Origin of the sequence: Alkalihalobacterium chitinilyticum (assembly GCF_029028005.1) — a bacterium.
GTDB classification, from domain to species: Bacteria; Bacillota; Bacilli; order Bacillales; family Bacillaceae_F; genus Alkalihalobacterium; species Alkalihalobacterium chitinilyticum.
In genome coordinates this window covers 63,283-82,915 of record NZ_JAOTPO010000011.1, presented here as the reverse complement: position 1 = coordinate 82,915, position 19,633 = coordinate 63,283, and the positions used below count along the sequence as shown (strand labels likewise).

Here is a 19,633-nt window from a genome sequence, read left to right as displayed (position 1 = left end):
AGTGTTTTTCTAGATTAAGAACACTCCTCTACGATTGGCAATCGAATATGAAAATTTGTTCCTTCATTTACTTTACTGGTTACACTTAATTTCCCGGCCATTGTCTCAATTATGTTAATAGCAGCCATCATCCCAAGTCCCGTTCCTTCCCTACCCTTTGTTGTAAAGTAGGGTTCTCCTAACCTTGACACCTGTTCTTTAGTCATGCCTTTCCCATTATCAGAAATTACTATTACGAGATCACCGTTTTCTTCCTTCGTTTCTATATAAAGTTTCCCGCCGTCTGGCATTGCTTCTATACAATTTTTAGTTAAGTTTAATAAGCATTGTTGAAAAGCTTGAGTCTCACCTTCAGTAAAATAACTTTCAAGTTTTGTTACTATTTCAACACCGTTCATATTAGCTAGTGGTGTAATGATTTGAATTGTCCTTTCTAATTCAACTTTCACATTCAATTTTGTTTTATTTTCAGGTGACGGTTTCGCAAATGTTAAATAATTACGAATGATATCATTAGCCCGATCCACTTCTTCAATGGATATCTTTATAAACTTCTTTCTTTGCTCTTCTGGAATGTCGTTTTGTTCCATCATTTGCAAAAAGCCTTTAATCACCGTTAACGGATTTCGAACTTCGTGTGAAACTGAAGAAGCAAGATGACTGACGATATCCATTTTTTCCGCCTTAATAATCCGTTTTTTAATTAAAAGAGTTTCTTGAAAAACCTCGTAAAGATAAATAGTGAAAAAAGCCGTACAGAATGTTAAGGTCAAGAAAATAAAAAGAAAGGCATAAGAGAAAGGCGCACCAAATATGAGCGTTGAATTTATAATAGCCAACAAAGCTGCAAATAGGGAAAGAGAACTTCCTAACATTATTTTATTCTTACGGGATGTTTTTCGGAAATAATCGGTTAATAATATAATACAAAATAGCAGGATGATAACGACGATTAACGTAGCAGAAGCCCCAGCTCCGCCTACTATAAACCGATACATAATTGTAACCCCAGCTAATAAAATACTAGCAGAAACCCCTCCGTAAAGTCCCGCAACTGTTAGTACTACAAGGCGCAAATCAAAAAAATATCCATCCATTATAGTAATTGGAAACGATATACAGCTAATAATTGCCAAAGAAGCTGATAGGATAACAATCCAATTCTTTTGGATTTTCGATAATCTTTGTGCATTCATTTCTACTAGAATAGGTATAAATAGTAAAAATACAATGATAAAAAGGACATTTAACAATAATTGTTCAATTCCTTCCACAATAATCCTACCTTCTTTCTAGAATAATAGTTTTTTAAATCTACTTATGTAGTATATTTTTGTATACCAAATTATTATTATTAAGATTATAACATTGACCAAGCCTATTACGACAAATAAAAAAAGGACTCTATTTAAAAGAGCCCTCGGTGGACAGTACACCTGCTAATCCTTTTTCTAATGACTGCAGCGACCTTTTTGAAACTTCATCTCGTTTTTGGAGCAGGTTGATCGTCTTCACATTTTTTATTTTAATATATTTTTCTCAATTTGTTTCAACTGATAGAAATACCCTTTTGCCTTCATTAGTTCTGTGAACGTGCCCATCTCCACGATTTTTCCTTGATCCATGACGATAATTTGGTCCATCTGTTCGAGCCCTTCAAGTCTGTGACTAACAACGACTACCGTATCTTCCTTTGCTTTTTTATACAACAATTCATACAGGCGTTGTTCTGTCCAGGAATCTAGTGATGAAGTCGGTTCATCTAGGAGCCAGAAAGATGCACCTTTTGCAACAGCCCGGGCCATCGCAAGCCGTTGTCTTTCTCCACCTGATAAGTTTTGCCCTTTCTCAAAGACCGTATCAGATAATTCAAGGTGAGGAAGCTGAACAGCGACGAGTAACTGTTTTAGGTCTTCATCTGTCAAATCATTCGATGCTAAAAGAAGATTTTCTTTAACTGTTCCATGAAAAAAGTGATTTTCTTGCAAGATAACGTTCGAGTTTTTCCAAACGCTCTCTGGCTCAAATTCGTTTACATTCGTACCACTTATTAAAAGTTTACCTTCGTTCGCCGTTTGTAATTTTAACATCAAACTGAGCAGGGTCGATTTACCAGATCCACTTGGCCCAACGACCGCTGTTTTTGAACCAGCTGGCAAATATAAGTTAACATCACTCAATGTTTTACGTTTTTCTCCAGGAAACGTAAGGTGCACACCTTTTAGTTCAATTGATGGTGCCCCGCTTGGAAAAGAACGCATCTCGACAGTCGAAGTCATTGATTGATCATCTTCTTTTACAACTGCGCCCAGTCGTGTTGCTGCCCTCTCGCTTTCTTCATAATAAACCGGGAAAGCAGCCATCGGGGTCGAATGATCAAATACAGTTAAACTAACCATCACGAGCATAGCTAGAAAAAGTCCATCTAAGCTTCCATTAGCGACTGAGTACGCTCCAACTGCTAATACAGCCCAAACGATCATTAATGAAACGGCTGTATTGATCGATTGATTATACAAAGAGTGTTGTCCGGCTTGTTGATCCTCTTGAATATAAGCATTGGATGCAGCAACTAGCTGTTGTTCTTTATCTTCTAACGTTTGATGAATTTTAAACTCACGAAAGCCGTGAAACCATTCGGTTACTTCTGTAGATAAATGGCCTCGTTCCTCCCGCATTCGATTACTAACTTTTTTCTGCTTGTACGCAAACCATGCTGGAATCAGTACCCCTGTTAAGATAAGACCAATCGTTAGTAAAATAACAATTGCAAGCGAATAAAAGGAGACAAATAAAATTGTACTTAGAAAAACCGTCACCATAATAATCGGCGGGTACAGAACGCGCAGGAAGAAGTTTTGCAAGCTCTCCACATCACCGACAATACGGGCAAGCAGATCACCACTGCGGTATTTGGTTAACAAACTTGGTGCTAGCTTTTCTAGTCTGTCAAAGAAATGAACACGTAAATCACTTAACATGGTAAATGTCGCTCGATGAGAATAATACCTCTCTCCATACCGACTCGTTGCACGCAAGATACTGCCTATTTTTACAACAGCAACCATAATTAATAGGACATATAACGGGGGTTGGAGAGCAGCTTTTGAGATTAGATAACCATTTGCAGCAAACAAACCGACAGCCGTTATACCTGCAATATAGGCAAATACGATAGACAAAATCACATCTTTCTTTTTTAACATGATAATTCGAATCGTATTTAATAACTCATTCATCCCTACTCCTCCTCCCCGTTTTTAGAGAACAGTCTCTTGTACGATGAAACAGAAGCTTTCAACTGTTCATGAGTTCCTTGAGACTTCAATTCTCCATTTTCTAAAAACAGAATGTGATTGGCTTCTTTAATTGTCTGTAATCGGTGGGCAACCGTAATGACTGTTGACGTTTGGGCTAATTCCTTAATAGACTTTTGTAAGATTTGCTCAGTGAATAAATCAAGCCCCGTTGTTGGCTCATCAAAAAGCACAATCGATGGCTTTTTTAGAAAAGCACGAGCTAATGCAATTCGTTGTTTTTCACCGCCAGAAAGCCCTCTTCCACCTTCTCCAATTGGAGTATCATAACGCTCAGGTAACGTTTCTATTAAATCAGAAATACCCGCTTTCACAGCAGCTTCCTCAATATCAGCTTTAGTGGCTTTCGTACCAAGAGCAATATTCTCGGCAATTGTTCCGGCAAACAGATAAGGATGTTGTGTGATATAACTTATTTTACTGAACCAATCTTCTTCTTTATACTCTAGGCGCTCATGTCCGTCTGTGAGTACTTTTCCTTCTTGAGGCTGGATTAATCCTGCAACAATATGAAGCAGTGTTGTTTTACCGGATCCACTTTTTCCAACAATCGCAGTCTGACCATTCTTTGGAAGGTTGGCATTTATATCGCTTAATGTAAAACCATTTGTTTCATATTGAAAACTAACGTTCCGTAATTCTAGTGATACAGGTCCTTTTGACAATGAACGGCTCCCCCACGTTTGAGTTTGTTCTGCTTGTGACAGTTCCCGCTCAATTTTATCGGATGCGCCCGTACTGCTGCGACCTGCGTGAAAAGCACTCCCCAGCTCCTTCAATAGATTATAAAATTCAGGAACTAGTAAAAGGATGAAAAAAGCTGTAAAGAAACTAATTTCATTAAATACAACTAGGCGAAAACCTAACTCGAGAGCAACAAGTCCAATACTGAGCATCGAAATAAACTCGAGCATTAACGACGAGGTAAAAGCTACTTTTAATATTTTCATCGTTGCATCTCGAAACTCCAGACTACTTTGACGAATTACTTCTTTGTAATGCTTTGAACGTCCATATAATTTTAAGCTCATAAGACCTTGAAGTGTATCCAAAAACCGCCCTGAGAAAGCCGTTAAACTATCCAGCTTTTCCTCTGATTTTTCTTGTGTCATCTTTCCAATAATAATCATAAATATCGGAATAAACGGAGCCGTAAATAAAAGAATTAATCCTGAATATACGTGCTGCGTAAAAACAACGACTAAGATCATCACTGGAACAACCGTCGTGATAATTCGTTGCGGAACATACTTACTAAAAAAGTTATCAAGCTCATCGACGGCATCCATCATGACACTTACCTTTTGTCCAGATTGTCCTTTGTAAGATGACATTAATGAATGACGAGAATACGCTTGTAACAGTCGTTTACGATAATCAGCCTTTACCTGAGCCGCCATTTTCAAGCCGATCTTCCCACTCCAATACGAAAGTAAAGACCTGAAAAGAAAGACGGCTAACAAGAGTAATAAGAAAGCTGTAACTTGATCAAACGTAACTTGATTTAAGAAAAGGTCATCAACAATTGATACAATCAAATACGCTTGCGTAATCATGACAAAACCGAATGCAATGGCTATCGCAAATAGTGAATAGTACCGCCCCTTTTGTTCCTTAGCAAGCTTTTGAAGTGTTTTCATTGTCTAGTCCTCATACTTTGTACTTTTAGCGGCTACGAATAAGGAAAAAATCATCGCAAGCACGACAACTAGGAACGGAGCGTAAAACAGTAAAAAGTTTTGCATCATTGTTTCCCCCTTATACATTACCTTTTTTAATGTAAGGCTTATTCATCACAAACAGCTTAAATACTAGATACAGCGACGGAATGAGCAGCATTAACCCCAAAATAAATACGACAATCAATGCATAAGCCATTGTTTCATTCGTAAAACTGTCATAAATCGTTAAGTGCGGATACAGTAAATACGGATAGCGTGACACACCGTAACCATAGAAAGCACAAGCAAATTGAAGAACAACGAAAATAAATGACCAACCGTATTGTCTTGTTTTTAAGAACCATAAACTAACGACAAAGCATACAAATGATACGGCAAATACCCACCAAAGGGAAAGCAAGCCTTCAAAATGTGCAGGATTGTGCCATCTCATTTCAATGATAATTCCTAAAGCTGTGATAATCGTCGGAAAGCTCCAAATCCAAGTATATTTACGGAACAAACGAAGTGCCTTTTGATCCTCTGCTACTGAAGAATAGTAAGCTAAAAAGCTTGCTGATATAAATAATACACTAACTAGACTAAGCACCACGATCGACCATGCAAATGGACTCGTGAGCAGGGCTACATAATCTAACTCAATCCCGCCCCAAGATGCCTCGCGAATAAAGCCGCCTTGAGAGACAATTAGAGCCGTGGACAATGAAGCCGGGATAAGAACACCCGTAACTCCGTACATGAGTGTATATCCCTTATGCCCCTTCGAACCGTACGTTCCAAATGCGTAATAACTCCCTCGTAACGCCAGCAAAATAATCGAAATACTAATCGGTATTAATAAAACCGTCCCAAAATAATAAGCAGTCTTAGGAAAAAATCCAATCATTCCAACAAAAAAGAACACAAGGAATACATTTGTAATCTCCCAAACTGGTGATAAATATCGCTGAATGACATTGTTTACGATATGATGTTTCCCCGTTACGATCGTCGAAGCATTGAAGAATCCAGCTCCAAAATCGATGGAGGCTACAATGACATAGCCAAATAGGAACAACCATAAGACTGATATCCCTATAATCTCAATCGTCATCTTGCAACACTCCTTTGTTCGTTCGCAATTTTCTCTAACTCACGCTCCACTGGATTCTTTTTAAACATACGAACTAATACAACCGCTGTTCCAACCATCAAAATAAAGTAAAGAACGGCAAATGCAATAAACATAATCCAAACGTGAGGTGAATCCGTTGCACCTTCTGCAGTCGTCATAAATCCTCTCATAATCCATGGTTGACGACCGACCTCTGTAAACCACCAGCCAGCTTGAATCGCGAGCATCGCTAATGGTCCAGTTGCAACGAGTAAGAAACGAAACGCACGTGTTCTTATTAATGTCCAATTTCGTGATAATGCAATCCAATAAGTCATCGAAAGAACGGTTAACCCTACACCGATCGTTACCATGATGTCAAACATGTAATGAACAATATATGGCGGATGATACTCTTCTGGAATGTCATTCAATCCGGTTACAACTCCAGATGGATGATTATGAACAAGAATACTAAGTGCATAAGGAATTTTAATACCGTACTTCACTTCATTCTCTTCGGTTAACACACCAAACAAGACAAGCGGTGCTTCCGCTTCTGTTTCAAAGTGCCACTCTGCAGCTGCTAGTTTTTCAGGTTGATATTCTGCTAGAAACTTTCCTGATAAATCTCCAACAAGCGCTGTTGCCACACAAAAAATAAATCCAACCTTCATCGTTAGAGCGAGGCCTTTACGATGATATTCATGACGATTGCCACGAAGCAGGTGGAAAGCAGCAATTGAAGCAAGTACAAATGCTGAAGTCATATAAGCAGACGTTAAAACGTGTGCAACTTTCGTAGGCATTGCTGGGTTAAACATTGCAAGCAGTGGTGAAATATTTACTAACTCACCGTTCATTAATGTAAACCCTTGTGGTGTATTCATAAACCCATTAACTGACGTAATAAATAATGCCGACATTGTCGCTCCTAAAACGACTGGAGCAAGTAAATAAAAGTGATGCTTTGGATTTTTAAATCGATCCCATGTATATAAATAAATTCCGAGGAAAATGGCCTCAAAGAAAAAGGCGAATGTCTCCATAAATAGCGGCAGTGCAACAAGCTGACCGGCAAACTCCATAAACCGCGGCCATAAAAGCGCAAGCTGCAACGCAATCGCGGTTCCCGTTACAACACCAACCGCTACACTGATGACATACCCACGGGCCCAACGTTTAGCCATTAATAGATAATGTTCATCTTGTCTTCTGAGACCGATCCAATGAGCAAGCATAATCATGACAGGGATACCAACACCAACTGTTGCAAAGACGACGTGCACCGACAGCGTTAACATTGTTAAATAGCGACTAAATTCAACCGACTCCATTTTTCCCCTCCTCTAACTACGTCTCTATATCAATATAAAACTATATGTATAGTGTATACCTGATTTGTTTGTGAAATATATCACAAATGAAACAATTCTGTTACAAAGAGTTGATAATTCCGTGGCAGAAACGTGAGCAATTTGTGGCAGACAGAGGAGGCGGAAGGGTCTTTCTTAGTGGCGGCAAGGGATTGTATGGTGACAAGCGCTGATCTGGTTTTTGGACACATTTGATGGATCAGAAGCAGACAGCGCTGCAATTTTAGGGATAGTACCTGGTACCATGGGTAGAAAGTCACACACTCCTTCTTTTGTGACGTAAGGATTGGAGCCAATCAATTGGATTATTAGTGCTGAGTTTTTTGTGGACTCGAGAGGCCCTTATTTTAACGAAAACCTTCATATTTGGATATTTCCCAGACTCACAGGCCCTTATTTAATCATAATCACTGGGAAACATCAAAAATAGTAGCAAATAAGGGCTTCTGAGTCCTCTAAAGCTTGAAAAACTAAACTTTCGACAGGAATAAGGGCCTGTGAGTCCCCTAATATACTTTGCAACGGATGTACTAGAAACAATTGAAAGGCTAATACTTGAAAAAGAGAAAATACAGATATATTCATTATGTAGGAGAACTCTTATATCTGCCTTTGCTCTTAAACTTTTGCCACTTTGTTTAATTCCAGCGCACTAAACAAAATATCTCTGAACGAAAATACTATGGCTTTGTGACTTCTTCCATCTTTAGCTGGATATACTCTATATATCTTAGATTTCCTTGTAATTTAAATATGGATATAGCACTTTCATAGTATTTTAATGCATTTTCACATTTCGTGAGTAACATAAAATTATAAGCGATATGGTAATGAAGTTCTCCTAAGAGATACATCAGATGATTTTTCATACACAGTTGTATTGCTTTTTTACACTGTTCAATAGAATCCTCATACTGCTCTTTTCTCGTAAGTGCCTTAGCTAAGTTATACAATATGCGGACTCTTATATCTGTAGGTTTGTTATCATTATGAAACTGTTTTAATGCTATGACATAGTTGGTAATAGCTTCATCATAATGCCCTGTTTCAAAATGAATGATGCCCATACTGTTGACTATTTCTATCTCTCGTTCTGAGTATACTTGTTCACTAACATTTGTAATCCTTAACGCCTCTTGTAAAACTGTTAAAGCTTTCTTTGCGTTATGATTAAAGTGATATTCGCAAATCCCTTCATGCCAAATCACAAACTGACGGTATTTATCCACCTCTTGGAATAACGGACTTGCTTTTTCAAGCTGAACTTGTTCGTAGAGTTCACCATACTTCTTTTTCCTTACCAGCTGTCTCATTTGGGACTGAACCTCAATAACATAATCTAACTTTTTATAGATGGTTAAATCTAAAATGTAATTTACATTTGTACCAAGCCTTTCCGCTAAGCTATGTAAAGTCGATGTCAGCGGGAGAACATATCCCTTCTCAATTTTACTAATTTGAGCTTGCGTGCATATGCCCTTCGCCAAATTTTTCTGGGACATTCCTCGTTGTAAGCGTAATTCTTTTATTATTATTCCTAGCGTATCCATATCTTTTCCCCCTATCAAATGAATTCTTGTAATGTTTTAAACAAAATATGCCTAGAGTTATATCACCTGAGATAAAAGGAATTAAAACTTTGATATAATACTATATTTATAATTATAATCATAATATTCTATTAATTGAAAATTTAATAAATGAGTTATAATCTAATATATTCATAAAAAGAGGTGGGATCAATATGAAAAAGAGAATTTTGATTGGATTTTCATGCTTAGTACTTGGTTTAATGTTACAAGGAAACTTCGGCAATTTCCCTTCAAGTGCATTGAATGAAACAGTTGTAGAAGTTGCATCTGGTGAAGAACTTACTAAGCCTACGGAATTGCCTTCAGAACACTAAACCTGTAGGATGATATGAACCTGAACCCATAAAAATGGAAATAGGCGTCCTAAAATTATAGGGACGCCTAATTTCCATTTTCACTTTATTAATATTTAGTTAACGTACAAAATCGATTGCAGCTTTAGCTTGAACTAATCCGTTGCCGTATTGATTACTACGTCCTAAATCTACAGCTGTATCCTTCAGTAGTTGACGCACTTCCTGATTTGTTAAATGAGAATGCTCTCCCCATATAAGTGCAGCCACACCTGCAACATGTGGTGATGCCATTGAAGTACCATTGTAAGAAGCATAACTATTACCAGGAACTGTACTTAATACACTTACTCCTGGAGCTGAAAGCTCTACTGCAGGCCCAGTACTTGAAAAAGAAGCACGGTTATTATTTTGGTCAATGGCTGCTACAGCAATAACAGAATCATATTTTGCTGGATAACCGACACTATCGTTGTTTCCTCCACGATTCCCGCTGTTTCCTGCTGCTGCAACCACTAGTAAACCCTCATCATTTGCGAGATCACAAAATTCTTTTAGGATAGATGAAGATTGAGATCCCCCTAAGCTCATATTAATAATGTCCATTCCGTTAAGTATAGACCATTCAATTCCTTCTGCAATACCAGCATAAGAACCACTGCCATCATTATTTAAAACTTTAACAGCGTATAAATCCGACTGATAAGCAACTCCAATAACTCCTAGATCATTGTTAATTGCGCCAACGGTTCCAGCAACGTGTGTACCATGACCACTTCCATCATAAAATGGATCTTTGTTGGCCGTATCGGTAAATACAGAGTGTCCTCCTTTAACATTCGCAGCTAGATCTTCATGAGTATTATCAATACCTGTATCTAAAATCGCCACTTTAACACCGGTTCCTGTCTGCCCCATATTATGGACTTCAGTTGATTGGACGTGCGGTACTCCCCAAGGAACTGTTTGACCGAATGCTTGTGCCTCTGCATTTTTTTCAACATATTTAATTTGTGGGTGATTTTGCAACCCTCGAGCTTGATTTGAAGTTAATTCTAGATGAAATACCGGTTTAAGATTGAATTCGTGAAAAATCTTTTCATTATTTACACCAAAAGCATGAAGTATGCCTTTTTCGGCTGGTCCGTCAAACATTACTAAGTACTCCTCGCTACTTTCACTCGTTGAATGGTTTGCTGCTACAGAAACTAACCCAGTACTGAAAACGATACCCAAGACAAGTAATAATATTAAAAGTTTTTTCATTCAATACCTCCATTAATTAGTTTATATCAAAACTTTGGCCAAAGATTTTGATTCCACATAATTCATTTAGTGCCTCTAAAAATTCTTGTGTGTTCACTATAATGGAGAAAACTATTATTACCAATCTTCAAAATTAACCAAAAACCAAAACTTGCACCAACTTACCTTTAATAAACTATTATTAAATAGCTTTGATGACAAACAATATTCTTTTATGCATAGGTAAATTTATGAAATTTATGCTTTTTTTAAACCTAGTAGGACTTTAACATTTTACCTATTTGCCATATGACAGAAAATCCTATGTTTTATAAGAAAAGCACCGTGATTGTTAGTAACCTCTAACAATCACGGTGCTTTACCACCTGTTGTATACTGAAAAGAGCATCTGGTTAATGACCAAGTCTAGACAGAAATGGTATGTCCATCGCCTTAGCCATCCATTTGGGCACATCCGTATTATCGAGGGAACCACGAAACCATTCTGAAGCTGGACCGTAAGCATATAACGGAACATCAACTCCCGTATGAACCTTTGTCGTCCAGCCGATGCAGGCACGCTCACTAATAATATTGTTAATGACATACACCAAATTCTCGTCATCAGCTTTTTTAATTCGCTTCGCTTCTTCTTTCGTTAGTTCAATGTTTGCGTATGTCTTCAAAACTTCTTTTGCATTACTTCTTTTAGAATTTAATTGTTTAGCCATATATTTTCCAGATGCTTTTACGTCGCGAAGAATATCTGCTTTGGCTGCATATTCATCATACCCTCCTGCGCTCATTCCACCTGTATCATGATCACCAACAACAACTACTAATGTACTTTCGTCTTTCTCTGCAAAATCCAACGCGACTCCAACTGCTTGTTCAAACGCCTCTATATCCTTCATTGCCCAAGCTGCATCGTTAGCGTGTCCAGCCCAATCAATTTGGCTTCCTTCTACCATTAAGAAAAAACCACCATCATGTTGACTTAACGCAGTGATAGCAGCTGTTGTCATTTCAGCCAAGCTCGGTTGTTCTGTAACATCACGATCAAGTTCTGGCGACATCGGCCCTTCTGCAAATAAGCCAAAGAATTGATTTGTAACTGCGTCAAGTTTTAAGAGCTCATCCCGATTTTTAATAAAAGAATATCCTTTAAGCTGCAGTTCTTCTATTAAGTGTCGTTCTTTTTGCAACCCTCCAGCTGATCGAGGCAAAAAGTACCGCTTCCCGCCGCCAAGGAGGACATCGACTTTTTCTACCATTTGCAAGGCTACTTCTGCTTTACTTTCACGGGACGTAACATGTGCAGCAAAGGCGGCTGGGGTCGCATGTGTGACGGTAGATGTAGCAACGAGTCCTGTCGCTTTTCCCGCTTTTTTTGCAGCTTCCAGAATCGTTTCTAACGGCTTTCCTTCCGGTGAAATACTAATCATATCATTATTGGTTTTATATCCTGTCGCCATTGCCGTTGCAGCAGCAGCCGAATCAGTAACCAAGTTATTAGCTGATCTCGTTTTCATCATTCCTACTAACAAAGGGTCTAGGCGTGTATCCTCACTCCCTTTAAAGATGCGATAATTACTAGCATAACTAGCAGAAAAACCATCTGGTATCATAAAAATCACATTATGTACGTGTACAGATTTAGTAGGGCCTGTACCAGTTGATTGGACAGGATGTTTTATTAAAAAACTCGTGCAAAATAAAATGAAACAAAGGACAAGTATCGTTCTTTTGTTAAACTTCATTCATTTCGACCTCTCGTTATTAAAATAATTTTATAGGAAAGAGTGATTTATTCAGAACAAATATTTCATACTCTACAAGGATAAGTATGCTCCATTTCATCCTATACTACCCCCTTTCCTCCAGCTAACTACTCGAATAGAAAAATTTTCAATGCAAAACATATACTGACTAGCGTATCGATGAATTTGTTTATAGTCACTATTTCGATTTAGGAGTGTTGTCATTGAATTCATTAAGTGGAAAAAATGCATTAATTACTGGGGCCGGCAGAGGAATTGGACGGGCTATCGCCATCGCTTTAGCAAAAGAAGGAGTGAATGTTGGCTTACTCGGACTTAATATGTCAAACCTAGAAAAACTTACATCCGAGCTTGAACCCTATGGTGTAACAATCTCTGCTGCAACAGCTGATGTCGCTAATTTAGAAGCCGTTGAACATGCCGTTGAACATATTCAATCTGATTTAGGTTCTATCGACATTCTCATTAATAATGCCGGTGTCGCAAAGTTTGGAGGCTTTTTAGATTTAACACCAGAAGAGTGGGAAAACATCATCCGAGTTAATTTAATGGGCGTCTATCATGTCACTCGAGCGGTATTGCCGCAAATGATTGAAAGAAAATCAGGAGACATTGTAAACATTGCATCCACAGCCGGACAAAAAGGAGCCCCTGTTACAAGCGCGTACAGTGCTTCTAAATTTGCCGTCATGGGACTGACAGAATCACTGATGCTGGAAGTAAGAAAACATAATATCCGTGTCACAGCGCTAACCCCAAGCACAGTTGTTACAGACTTAGCTGTGGAATCAAACCTTATTACCGGAAACCCTGAAAATGTCATGCACCCAGAAGATTTAGCTGACATGCTTGTTGCAGGATTAAAATTGCACCCTAGAGTTTTTGTCAAATCGGCAGGACTGTGGTCAACAAATCCTTAAGTAGTTGAGTTCTATAACTATGAAAAAAATGAGCTTCGGACATCCGAGAGCTCATTTTTCCATAGCAATATTCTACTTTCAATTACAGGTTTGAACAATACTGTTCCACCTTTATATTCAACAACTACTGGATTAAAAATCACTTTACTAATTCTGTCATCGCTTCTTTTAATGGCAGGACTTGTTCTTTCCAAATATTCTTTTCTTGGTCTAAATTGATTTGTGGTCGTTTTAACATTCTTTCTAAAAACTCGGTTTGTTCTGAAGTATTCTCAAACTTGGACAAGTGTGCAAGAGCATATTGAGCAAAATCACTTACCATAAATTTAAACATATGATTAATAACATCACCGTTGACTTGATACAATTTAGCATTTTCTAGGACAAGTTGAGCGTAAACAACCATTGTAAATAGTTCACCTAAATGAAGCATATAATTTTTATTTTCTTGCTGTTCTTTAGTCAGCGGTGCTTTATATAACATCTCTCGTAATAACTCAACCTGCTCTTTGAACGTTATTACATTAGGGTGATTTACCCCCTCATAGCTACGGAGATAGTCTGGGAATTTTACACTTCCTAACGATCCAGTCGTTTGTTTAAATAAATTAGAGTCATCTTTTGCCTCACGGCGTGTAGGGATTTCCGCAAATTCTTCATGATTAAAAAAGTAGTTTTCCATAAATTTAATAACTAAAGCCATATTTACGTGACTTGTTCCTTCTAAACGTGGAATCATCCCTATGTCTCGAATAGCTAATTCCATATAGGTGTCTTGTTCAAATCCTTTGGCAGCAACGATATCTAATAGCATATCAATGACTTCCATTCCTTGCTTCGTCACTTTCATTTTTTGTATTGGATTAAATAAGAGGTACCTGCGATCTTCTTCAGAAGAAGACCTAAAGTAGTCAACAGCCCTTAATGCATAAAGTTTCATGGCAATGATGCGTACAAAGGACTCGGTAAATAAATCTTGGACATGGTTAAAATCAGTAACCTTTTGTCCATACAATACGCGATTATCCGCATGGTTTAGCGCCTCATAAAAAGCATGCTGGCAAATTCCTGCTGAAGCAAACCCTAACTGAAACTTCCCAATGTTCACTGTCGATAATGAGGAATCCCATGCTGCACGGCCTTTTGATAATATCTCAGCATCTGTAATTCGATAATCCTCAATCGAAAATGCACCAACAAAGGCAGGGCGAACTCCTGAAGTATTAATTTTCTTTTGTAAATGATAATTATCATTAGTTGGCTCAACGGCAAAAAATACAAATTCATCTGTTTCAGCTATACGTCCAAATACAGAAACTAACGCTGCTTTATTTGCATTTCCAATATAATATTTAGAACCATTTCCTATATAGGAACCATCCTCTTGGGTGTACAGCTTCATTTGATTCGAATACAAATCAGCACCGTGTTTTTTTTCTGACATGCCAAAGGCAAAAATACCCCCATCTTTCAAGAGCTTCCCGGTTCTTTGCTTTAGCTCCTCATTGTCAGACATCCAAATTGGGCCAAGACCCAGTATACTCACTTGATAACAATATTGATAAGCTAAAGAATAAAATGCCGTTAACTCGCTAAAATCACATATGCGGGACAAATCAAATCTAGCATCTTCATCACCATAACCTGCCGGGGTTAATAGCGCAGCAAAAACTTCTTCTTGTTTTAAAAATTCAATAAAATCTTCGTACCATTTAGAAGCTTGGTCCTCTTCCTTTATATTATCAAGTCCCTTTTCCTCAAAGAATTTTACTGTCTTTTCCATTAAAGTTTTAGTCTTCTCGTCTTCCACCTGTCGGCTAACGTTTTTAGGATTTAAAAAAAGCATAGTACTCCTCCTTCTATGAAAATGAATGAATATTCACTCATCTTAAATTAGATATAGACTCCTAAAAATCCTGCTTGTTTTTTACAATTTTTTGTAAGGGATTCAATTAGTAAGGGCGATTATTTAAAAACAAATAAAATAGAGGGCATATCACATGATGTATGCACCTCTACTTATTTACTAGAGCTTATTTTGATTTAAGTTTAAACAAACTCAGATATTATATTTTCTAAAAAGCAGTATTCTACACATGAAATGTTAGAAACAGTGGTCCAATCAGCGACCATCTACATCATCTTTTCTATTTTAGGAAATAACCGAATGGCATTTTCATAAAACACGTCTTCAACATGCTTCGATGGAATTAAGTCGCCAATAAAATTTGCGTAGTCTTTGATTGGAGCTAACGGCCAGTCTGAGCCGAACAGTAACTTTTCATAATGATCACAAAACGTGATGGCATGCCGGATGTGATCAAGGAAGTTTCCTTTTGATTTGGCGTCCAGCTCTTCTTTTGTTCCGACGACCCAGCCTGACAGGTCTGCAAACATATTGCGGTTTTTATAAACGACTTCCGCACCGGTTAAAACCCAAGGGTCGCCTAAATGGGCCATCATAAAATTGACGTCACGTCGCATGACCGCGACTTCATCGAGTGTCAGTGGATGAGAGTACTTTAACAGCCCTCGTTCAGAATAGGTGTCCCCCGTATGGAAAACGACCGGAACATGGTAAGCCGCTGCCAAGTCATACACTGGCTGATAAACGGCGTCATACGCATAGTACGGGTAATAGCCCAAGTATATTTTAATGCCTACAACTTCAGTTTTCTTTAACTCGTTTTCTAAAGCATCTAAGCCAGATTGATTTAAGTGGTATGGATTAATGCCAGGACATACCGCTACTTTTGGCGGGATTTCTTTCTCTAAGTCGAGCCCCATTGGTGAAACGGCATGGTGATCAGGAAACCCCATTTGCGGAGTTTCCGTCACTCCCATACCAATCGCTAATTGAATATTTCCGTTTTTCATTTCCTGCTGCAGACCGTTACTTGAGTAATCAACGAACGAAATATTTTTAGCTGTTTCTTTAAAGCTGCCTATATTTGAAAAGTGAATATGTGCGTCAATCATTTTCATCAACATAACTCCTAGTTAAACGAAAGTCTTTGTAATTGTGTATAGTGTGTTTGTTTACCATCACCAAATAACAGGATCGTCGGTTGAATTCTGACCATCTCCCCTGATGAAGCAGACCAATCGGTTTCAGAAGCTACTAACATCACTTCTTGATTCATGTATAGTTCTGCCATTTTTTTCTCCCTTGGATGGATCACGATTAGATCATCTTCCCGCTCATCAGACCCCATCGTAACAAAAGGTGTATCTTTTAAAATAAACTCCTCTACCCCAGCATAATACGTATGGATAGTTCCTTCAGTCGGCAGGTTGGCATAACAAGACGTCAGTTTTTCTGCTGGTTTAATGAAAGCTTCTAAGTCCAACACTTCATTTGTAAATGTTCTTCCCGACCTTTGCTCAATTTCTGCAAATAAAGCGACAACCGGAACTTCTGGTAACGTTAACGCAAATTGACGAAGGACGACTCCTTTCATCGTTTCATGCTCTGAAAATGCAGTAGAAAGACAAAGCCCTGTCCACTGATGCCCGTACTTGTCAACTTTGGTTACAAATTCTACCGCAGTCTTCTCCTTCAGCATCGAATAGGCGCTAACATCTTGAAACGTGTACCGTAAGCCGCCGCCCCATGGATTCCACCACGCTTTCGGCCCGGCTTCTGGGTATTGGTGGTGTAATGTTTCCTCTCCTTTATAAGTTAAGGAGTAGACACCCGGAAAATAAGTCGGAGATGCTTTAAACTCAATTACACCATTTTGAACCGTCCAGACCCCGTTACTCTCGACAGTTGTCACTTCTCGTTTTCCTTTCACCAATTGCAAAGCTTTCACTTGGGAACGGTGACTAGACGAACGAAAGTCTCCAGTGATGGACTGTAGACCTGGCTGCTGGTGCTCTAGTTGCAGTGTAATATGATGAACAGCATCCTCAGGTTTTGTTTCCTTCATATATAACTTTCCATTATGTTGTAACATTAAACTGCCATGTACATAAGGAGTCAGCATCGAATGGAAAGAATAATTGATTTTTTCACAGACAGAAGAAATCATGCTTCCGCCTTCTGCAGCTAACGTATATAGAGGCAATTCCTTTAAACTATGAGTCTCTTCCCCGACAACCAACTCGCGCCAATCCGACCATGTCGATACCGTATTAATTCCAACTTGGACGGGACCGAAGTTAGCTTTCTCATTTGCCCCAATCGTACCAAGCTTATATTCAACTGCAAAGCGCCAGTCATCTTTTCTCCCAATCGCTTCCTTAGGCCAGGCAATGGCTTTCGTTTCCCCGTTTGTAGCCGAGGTGAATAACCAAGGTTCTGAAATATCCTTATCTGATATGTACGGGGTAAATGGGATCGTCGCTTCATTACCAATCATTACACCCTCTTTTTGAGGAACCGCCATATTCTCGAACTTTGGAATAAAAGGTTGCAGAAGCGATATTGATTCCTTGCTTTCCTCTCCTTCGTTATGGAGTTCATGGCTTAATTCTACTAATCCATCTCCGTATAATTTTATAAAAGTAGTAAGTGTAAGCTGAGGAAAAGCCTCCGAATGCAGCGTCGTTTTTAATTCTGACGCTTCATTGTAATTATTAAATTCTACCGAAGTTGCTTCCTTTTTTGAGAATTCTTCACTATAAGGTTTCCCGATTTTCGGTGTAAGCAGGGTAAGCGGCGCTTGCTTCGAACGAATAGAGCCGATTTTCGCAATCTGATTTCTCTTTTCTACCTTCACAAAGAAAGGACCGTTGTAAATATACCAATATCCTTCACTCTCACCGCCAAACTTTGCCCCGGACCCAGGAAAGGCAAGAGACAATGTGGTTGTAAAAGTGAACGATTGACCGCTCGAACGTTTAACACGAACTTCGACATCTTTTGTTAGAAATTCATTTTTTAGAAGCTCGCACGATAATGGAATAGAAACTCGTTCTTTTCCTTGAAGTCTAGTCTCTATCTCTGAAAATTCCCATTTCACTACCTCATTTTCAGGAAGTTTGATCGTCCATGTTGTTTCTTCCTCTAGTTGACTTTCAAGGTCTAGATAAACGGTTCCTTTTTGCTGAGGGATCCAATTTTTCTGCACCGAACGCAGATGCAGCTTTCCTGCTCTTTTTGTAAACACTCCCATTTTTAGCGGAAATACAGTTCCATTCATCTCGAGGTTGGCTTCGACGACAGGATGCGTTTTCCAAGGACTCGGTTCACTTTGTGGCATGATTAGCTTCAAGGGTACTTCCCCAACCCATTCGTCTTTGATATCCAACGTTTTATCGAAGCTATGATTGACAACGGTAGATGATTTTCCTGAAATAGAGCCTGTTAATGGTTGATCGGTTTTATTAACGATACGGTACGTCACAAGGTGCTCTTCTTTTTCAAGCAATTTAAAAGCCGGTAGCTTCATTTCTATTAATATATCTTGCGTTTCAACGAGGCGAACTCCTCGTCCTGTTCGTTCTACTTGAATTCGAACAAATTCTGTTCCGGCTTCCCATTTATACTCATAGTAAGTATGGCCGTTTTCTTTTATACCATCTGGCTTTACCTCAATGATGCGTTGACTCGTAGTATACCAATTGTGTTTTTCAAAGAAAGGACGAAGCCAATCCAATTGAAGGACCATTGGTATAAAGTTCATTAAGTGTGTCACATCATCTCTTTCTTCCCAAAAGAAGCCGCACTTTTTATAAAGAGGAACAGCCTTTGTATTTCCAGCCCACGTAAACAGGTCTAATCTCGGCCAGTTCAATTCCACCGTTTTCTCTATTGCTCTTAATACGAGTTGCTTTCCGATTTTTAACCCTTGATAGGCTGGGTGGACATTAAGTAAGGGAATATAAAGAGAACCCTCATCTTCTTTATATTCGGATAGGCCACAATAACCAACGACTTCATCCTCAACCATTGCTAAAAATAAATGAAGATTAGCAGAGTTTGCTTCCTTTTCTATGACATCTTGCTCTGACATAACAGTTGAGTCGCCGCCCCAGTCATCGCGGCTCTCATTCCACATCTTGGCAACTCCCTTAGCAAGACTTTCATGATATTCTACTATTTTCACTTGAGCTGAAGTTTTCATAACTTCCTCCTACACTATGTTTTTGTATGTCGAACCTCACAACTTTTAATTTTTTGAATACCATCGACGAATTTGATCATCGCCAACTCCCCCTTTCATTTTATTATGTTGGCAATTTTTACATGCCTTTTCATAGTTTAAAATGTTGTGAGAATATAGTAAAGAATATTCTTACTTTAATTTAACTGGGTCATATTTATATGTGCCTTTTTATGAAAAAGGCTTCAAAGCTAAAGAAAGCGTATGGAAAAATTAATCCATAC

Annotated in this window: 14 protein-coding genes; 2 read left to right on the top strand and 12 right to left on the bottom strand. The window is 38.5% G+C overall.

Annotated elements, in window-relative coordinates:
- Positions 1-14: 14 nt before the first annotated feature.
- The 7 genes from N7Z68_RS15680 to N7Z68_RS15655 all read right to left on the bottom strand — a co-directional run bounded on the left by N7Z68_RS15680 (position 15) and on the right by N7Z68_RS15655 (position 9,018).
- Entirely contained in the window at positions 15-1,274 is a 1,260-nt protein-coding gene (locus N7Z68_RS15680) for an ATP-binding protein (protein WP_275119413.1), read from the bottom strand.
- Between the two features lie 246 nt (positions 1,275-1,520).
- Positions 1,521-3,239: a thiol reductant ABC exporter subunit CydC gene (cydC, locus tag N7Z68_RS15675; protein ID WP_275119412.1), complete on the bottom strand. Its 1,719-nt coding sequence runs from the start codon at positions 3,237-3,239 to the stop codon at positions 1,521-1,523.
- Positions 3,240-3,241: 2 nt separating this feature from the next.
- Positions 3,242-4,957 (bottom strand): thiol reductant ABC exporter subunit CydD, encoded by a 1,716-nt coding sequence (gene cydD, locus N7Z68_RS15670; protein ID WP_275119411.1) that lies wholly within the window; start codon positions 4,955-4,957, stop codon positions 3,242-3,244.
- A 3-nt stretch (positions 4,958-4,960) separates the two neighbouring features.
- Complete coding sequence (gene cydS, locus N7Z68_RS24380) at positions 4,961-5,062, bottom strand: cytochrome bd oxidase small subunit CydS family protein (RefSeq protein ID WP_441296790.1); 102 nt, start codon at positions 5,060-5,062, stop codon at positions 4,961-4,963.
- A gap of 13 nt (positions 5,063-5,075) precedes the next feature.
- A complete protein-coding gene (locus N7Z68_RS15665) occupies positions 5,076-6,092 on the bottom strand; it encodes a cytochrome d ubiquinol oxidase subunit II (protein WP_275119410.1) in 1,017 nt (338 codons plus the stop codon).
- Complete coding sequence (locus tag N7Z68_RS15660) at positions 6,089-7,429, bottom strand: cytochrome ubiquinol oxidase subunit I (protein WP_275119409.1); 1,341 nt, start codon at positions 7,427-7,429, stop codon at positions 6,089-6,091. The genes N7Z68_RS15665 and N7Z68_RS15660 overlap by 4 nt, the downstream gene beginning before the upstream one ends.
- A gap of 719 nt (positions 7,430-8,148) precedes the next feature.
- On the bottom strand, positions 8,149-9,018 hold the full coding sequence (locus N7Z68_RS15655) for a helix-turn-helix domain-containing protein (protein ID WP_275119408.1): 870 nt from the start codon (positions 9,016-9,018) through the stop codon (positions 8,149-8,151).
- A 194-nt stretch (positions 9,019-9,212) separates the two neighbouring features.
- Between N7Z68_RS15655 and N7Z68_RS15650 the strand changes: the two genes are divergently transcribed.
- Positions 9,213-9,374, top strand: a complete 162-nt coding sequence (locus tag N7Z68_RS15650; RefSeq protein ID WP_275119407.1) for a hypothetical protein — start codon at positions 9,213-9,215, stop codon at positions 9,372-9,374.
- A gap of 99 nt (positions 9,375-9,473) precedes the next feature.
- Here the strand turns inward: N7Z68_RS15650 and N7Z68_RS15645 are convergent, their stop codons facing one another.
- Together N7Z68_RS15645 and N7Z68_RS15640 are read right to left on the bottom strand one after the other, a co-directional pair.
- The gene (locus tag N7Z68_RS15645) at positions 9,474-10,619 is read right to left on the bottom strand and encodes a S8 family peptidase (RefSeq protein ID WP_275119406.1); all 1,146 of its coding nucleotides are present in this window, start codon (positions 10,617-10,619) and stop codon (positions 9,474-9,476) included.
- 392 nt (positions 10,620-11,011) lie between these two features.
- Positions 11,012-12,358: an alkaline phosphatase gene (locus tag N7Z68_RS15640; RefSeq protein WP_275119405.1), complete on the bottom strand. Its 1,347-nt coding sequence runs from the start codon at positions 12,356-12,358 to the stop codon at positions 11,012-11,014.
- Between the two features lie 224 nt (positions 12,359-12,582).
- Between N7Z68_RS15640 and N7Z68_RS15635 the strand changes: the two genes are divergently transcribed.
- A complete protein-coding gene (locus N7Z68_RS15635) occupies positions 12,583-13,299 on the top strand; it encodes a 3-ketoacyl-ACP reductase (protein ID WP_275119404.1) in 717 nt (238 codons plus the stop codon).
- Positions 13,300-13,438: 139 nt separating this feature from the next.
- On the opposite strand, the gene N7Z68_RS15630 is transcribed toward N7Z68_RS15635, so the two are convergent.
- The 3 genes from N7Z68_RS15630 to N7Z68_RS15620 form a co-directional block, all read right to left on the bottom strand.
- Positions 13,439-15,145, bottom strand: a complete 1,707-nt coding sequence (locus N7Z68_RS15630; protein ID WP_275119403.1) for an acyl-CoA dehydrogenase family protein — start codon at positions 15,143-15,145, stop codon at positions 13,439-13,441.
- Between the two features lie 287 nt (positions 15,146-15,432).
- Positions 15,433-16,284, bottom strand: a complete 852-nt coding sequence (locus N7Z68_RS15625) for an amidohydrolase family protein (protein ID WP_275119402.1) — start codon at positions 16,282-16,284, stop codon at positions 15,433-15,435.
- An 11-nt stretch (positions 16,285-16,295) separates the two neighbouring features.
- On the bottom strand, positions 16,296-19,370 hold the full coding sequence (locus N7Z68_RS15620; RefSeq protein WP_275119401.1) for a GNAT family N-acetyltransferase: 3,075 nt from the start codon (positions 19,368-19,370) through the stop codon (positions 16,296-16,298).
- Positions 19,371-19,633 lie beyond the last annotated feature (263 nt).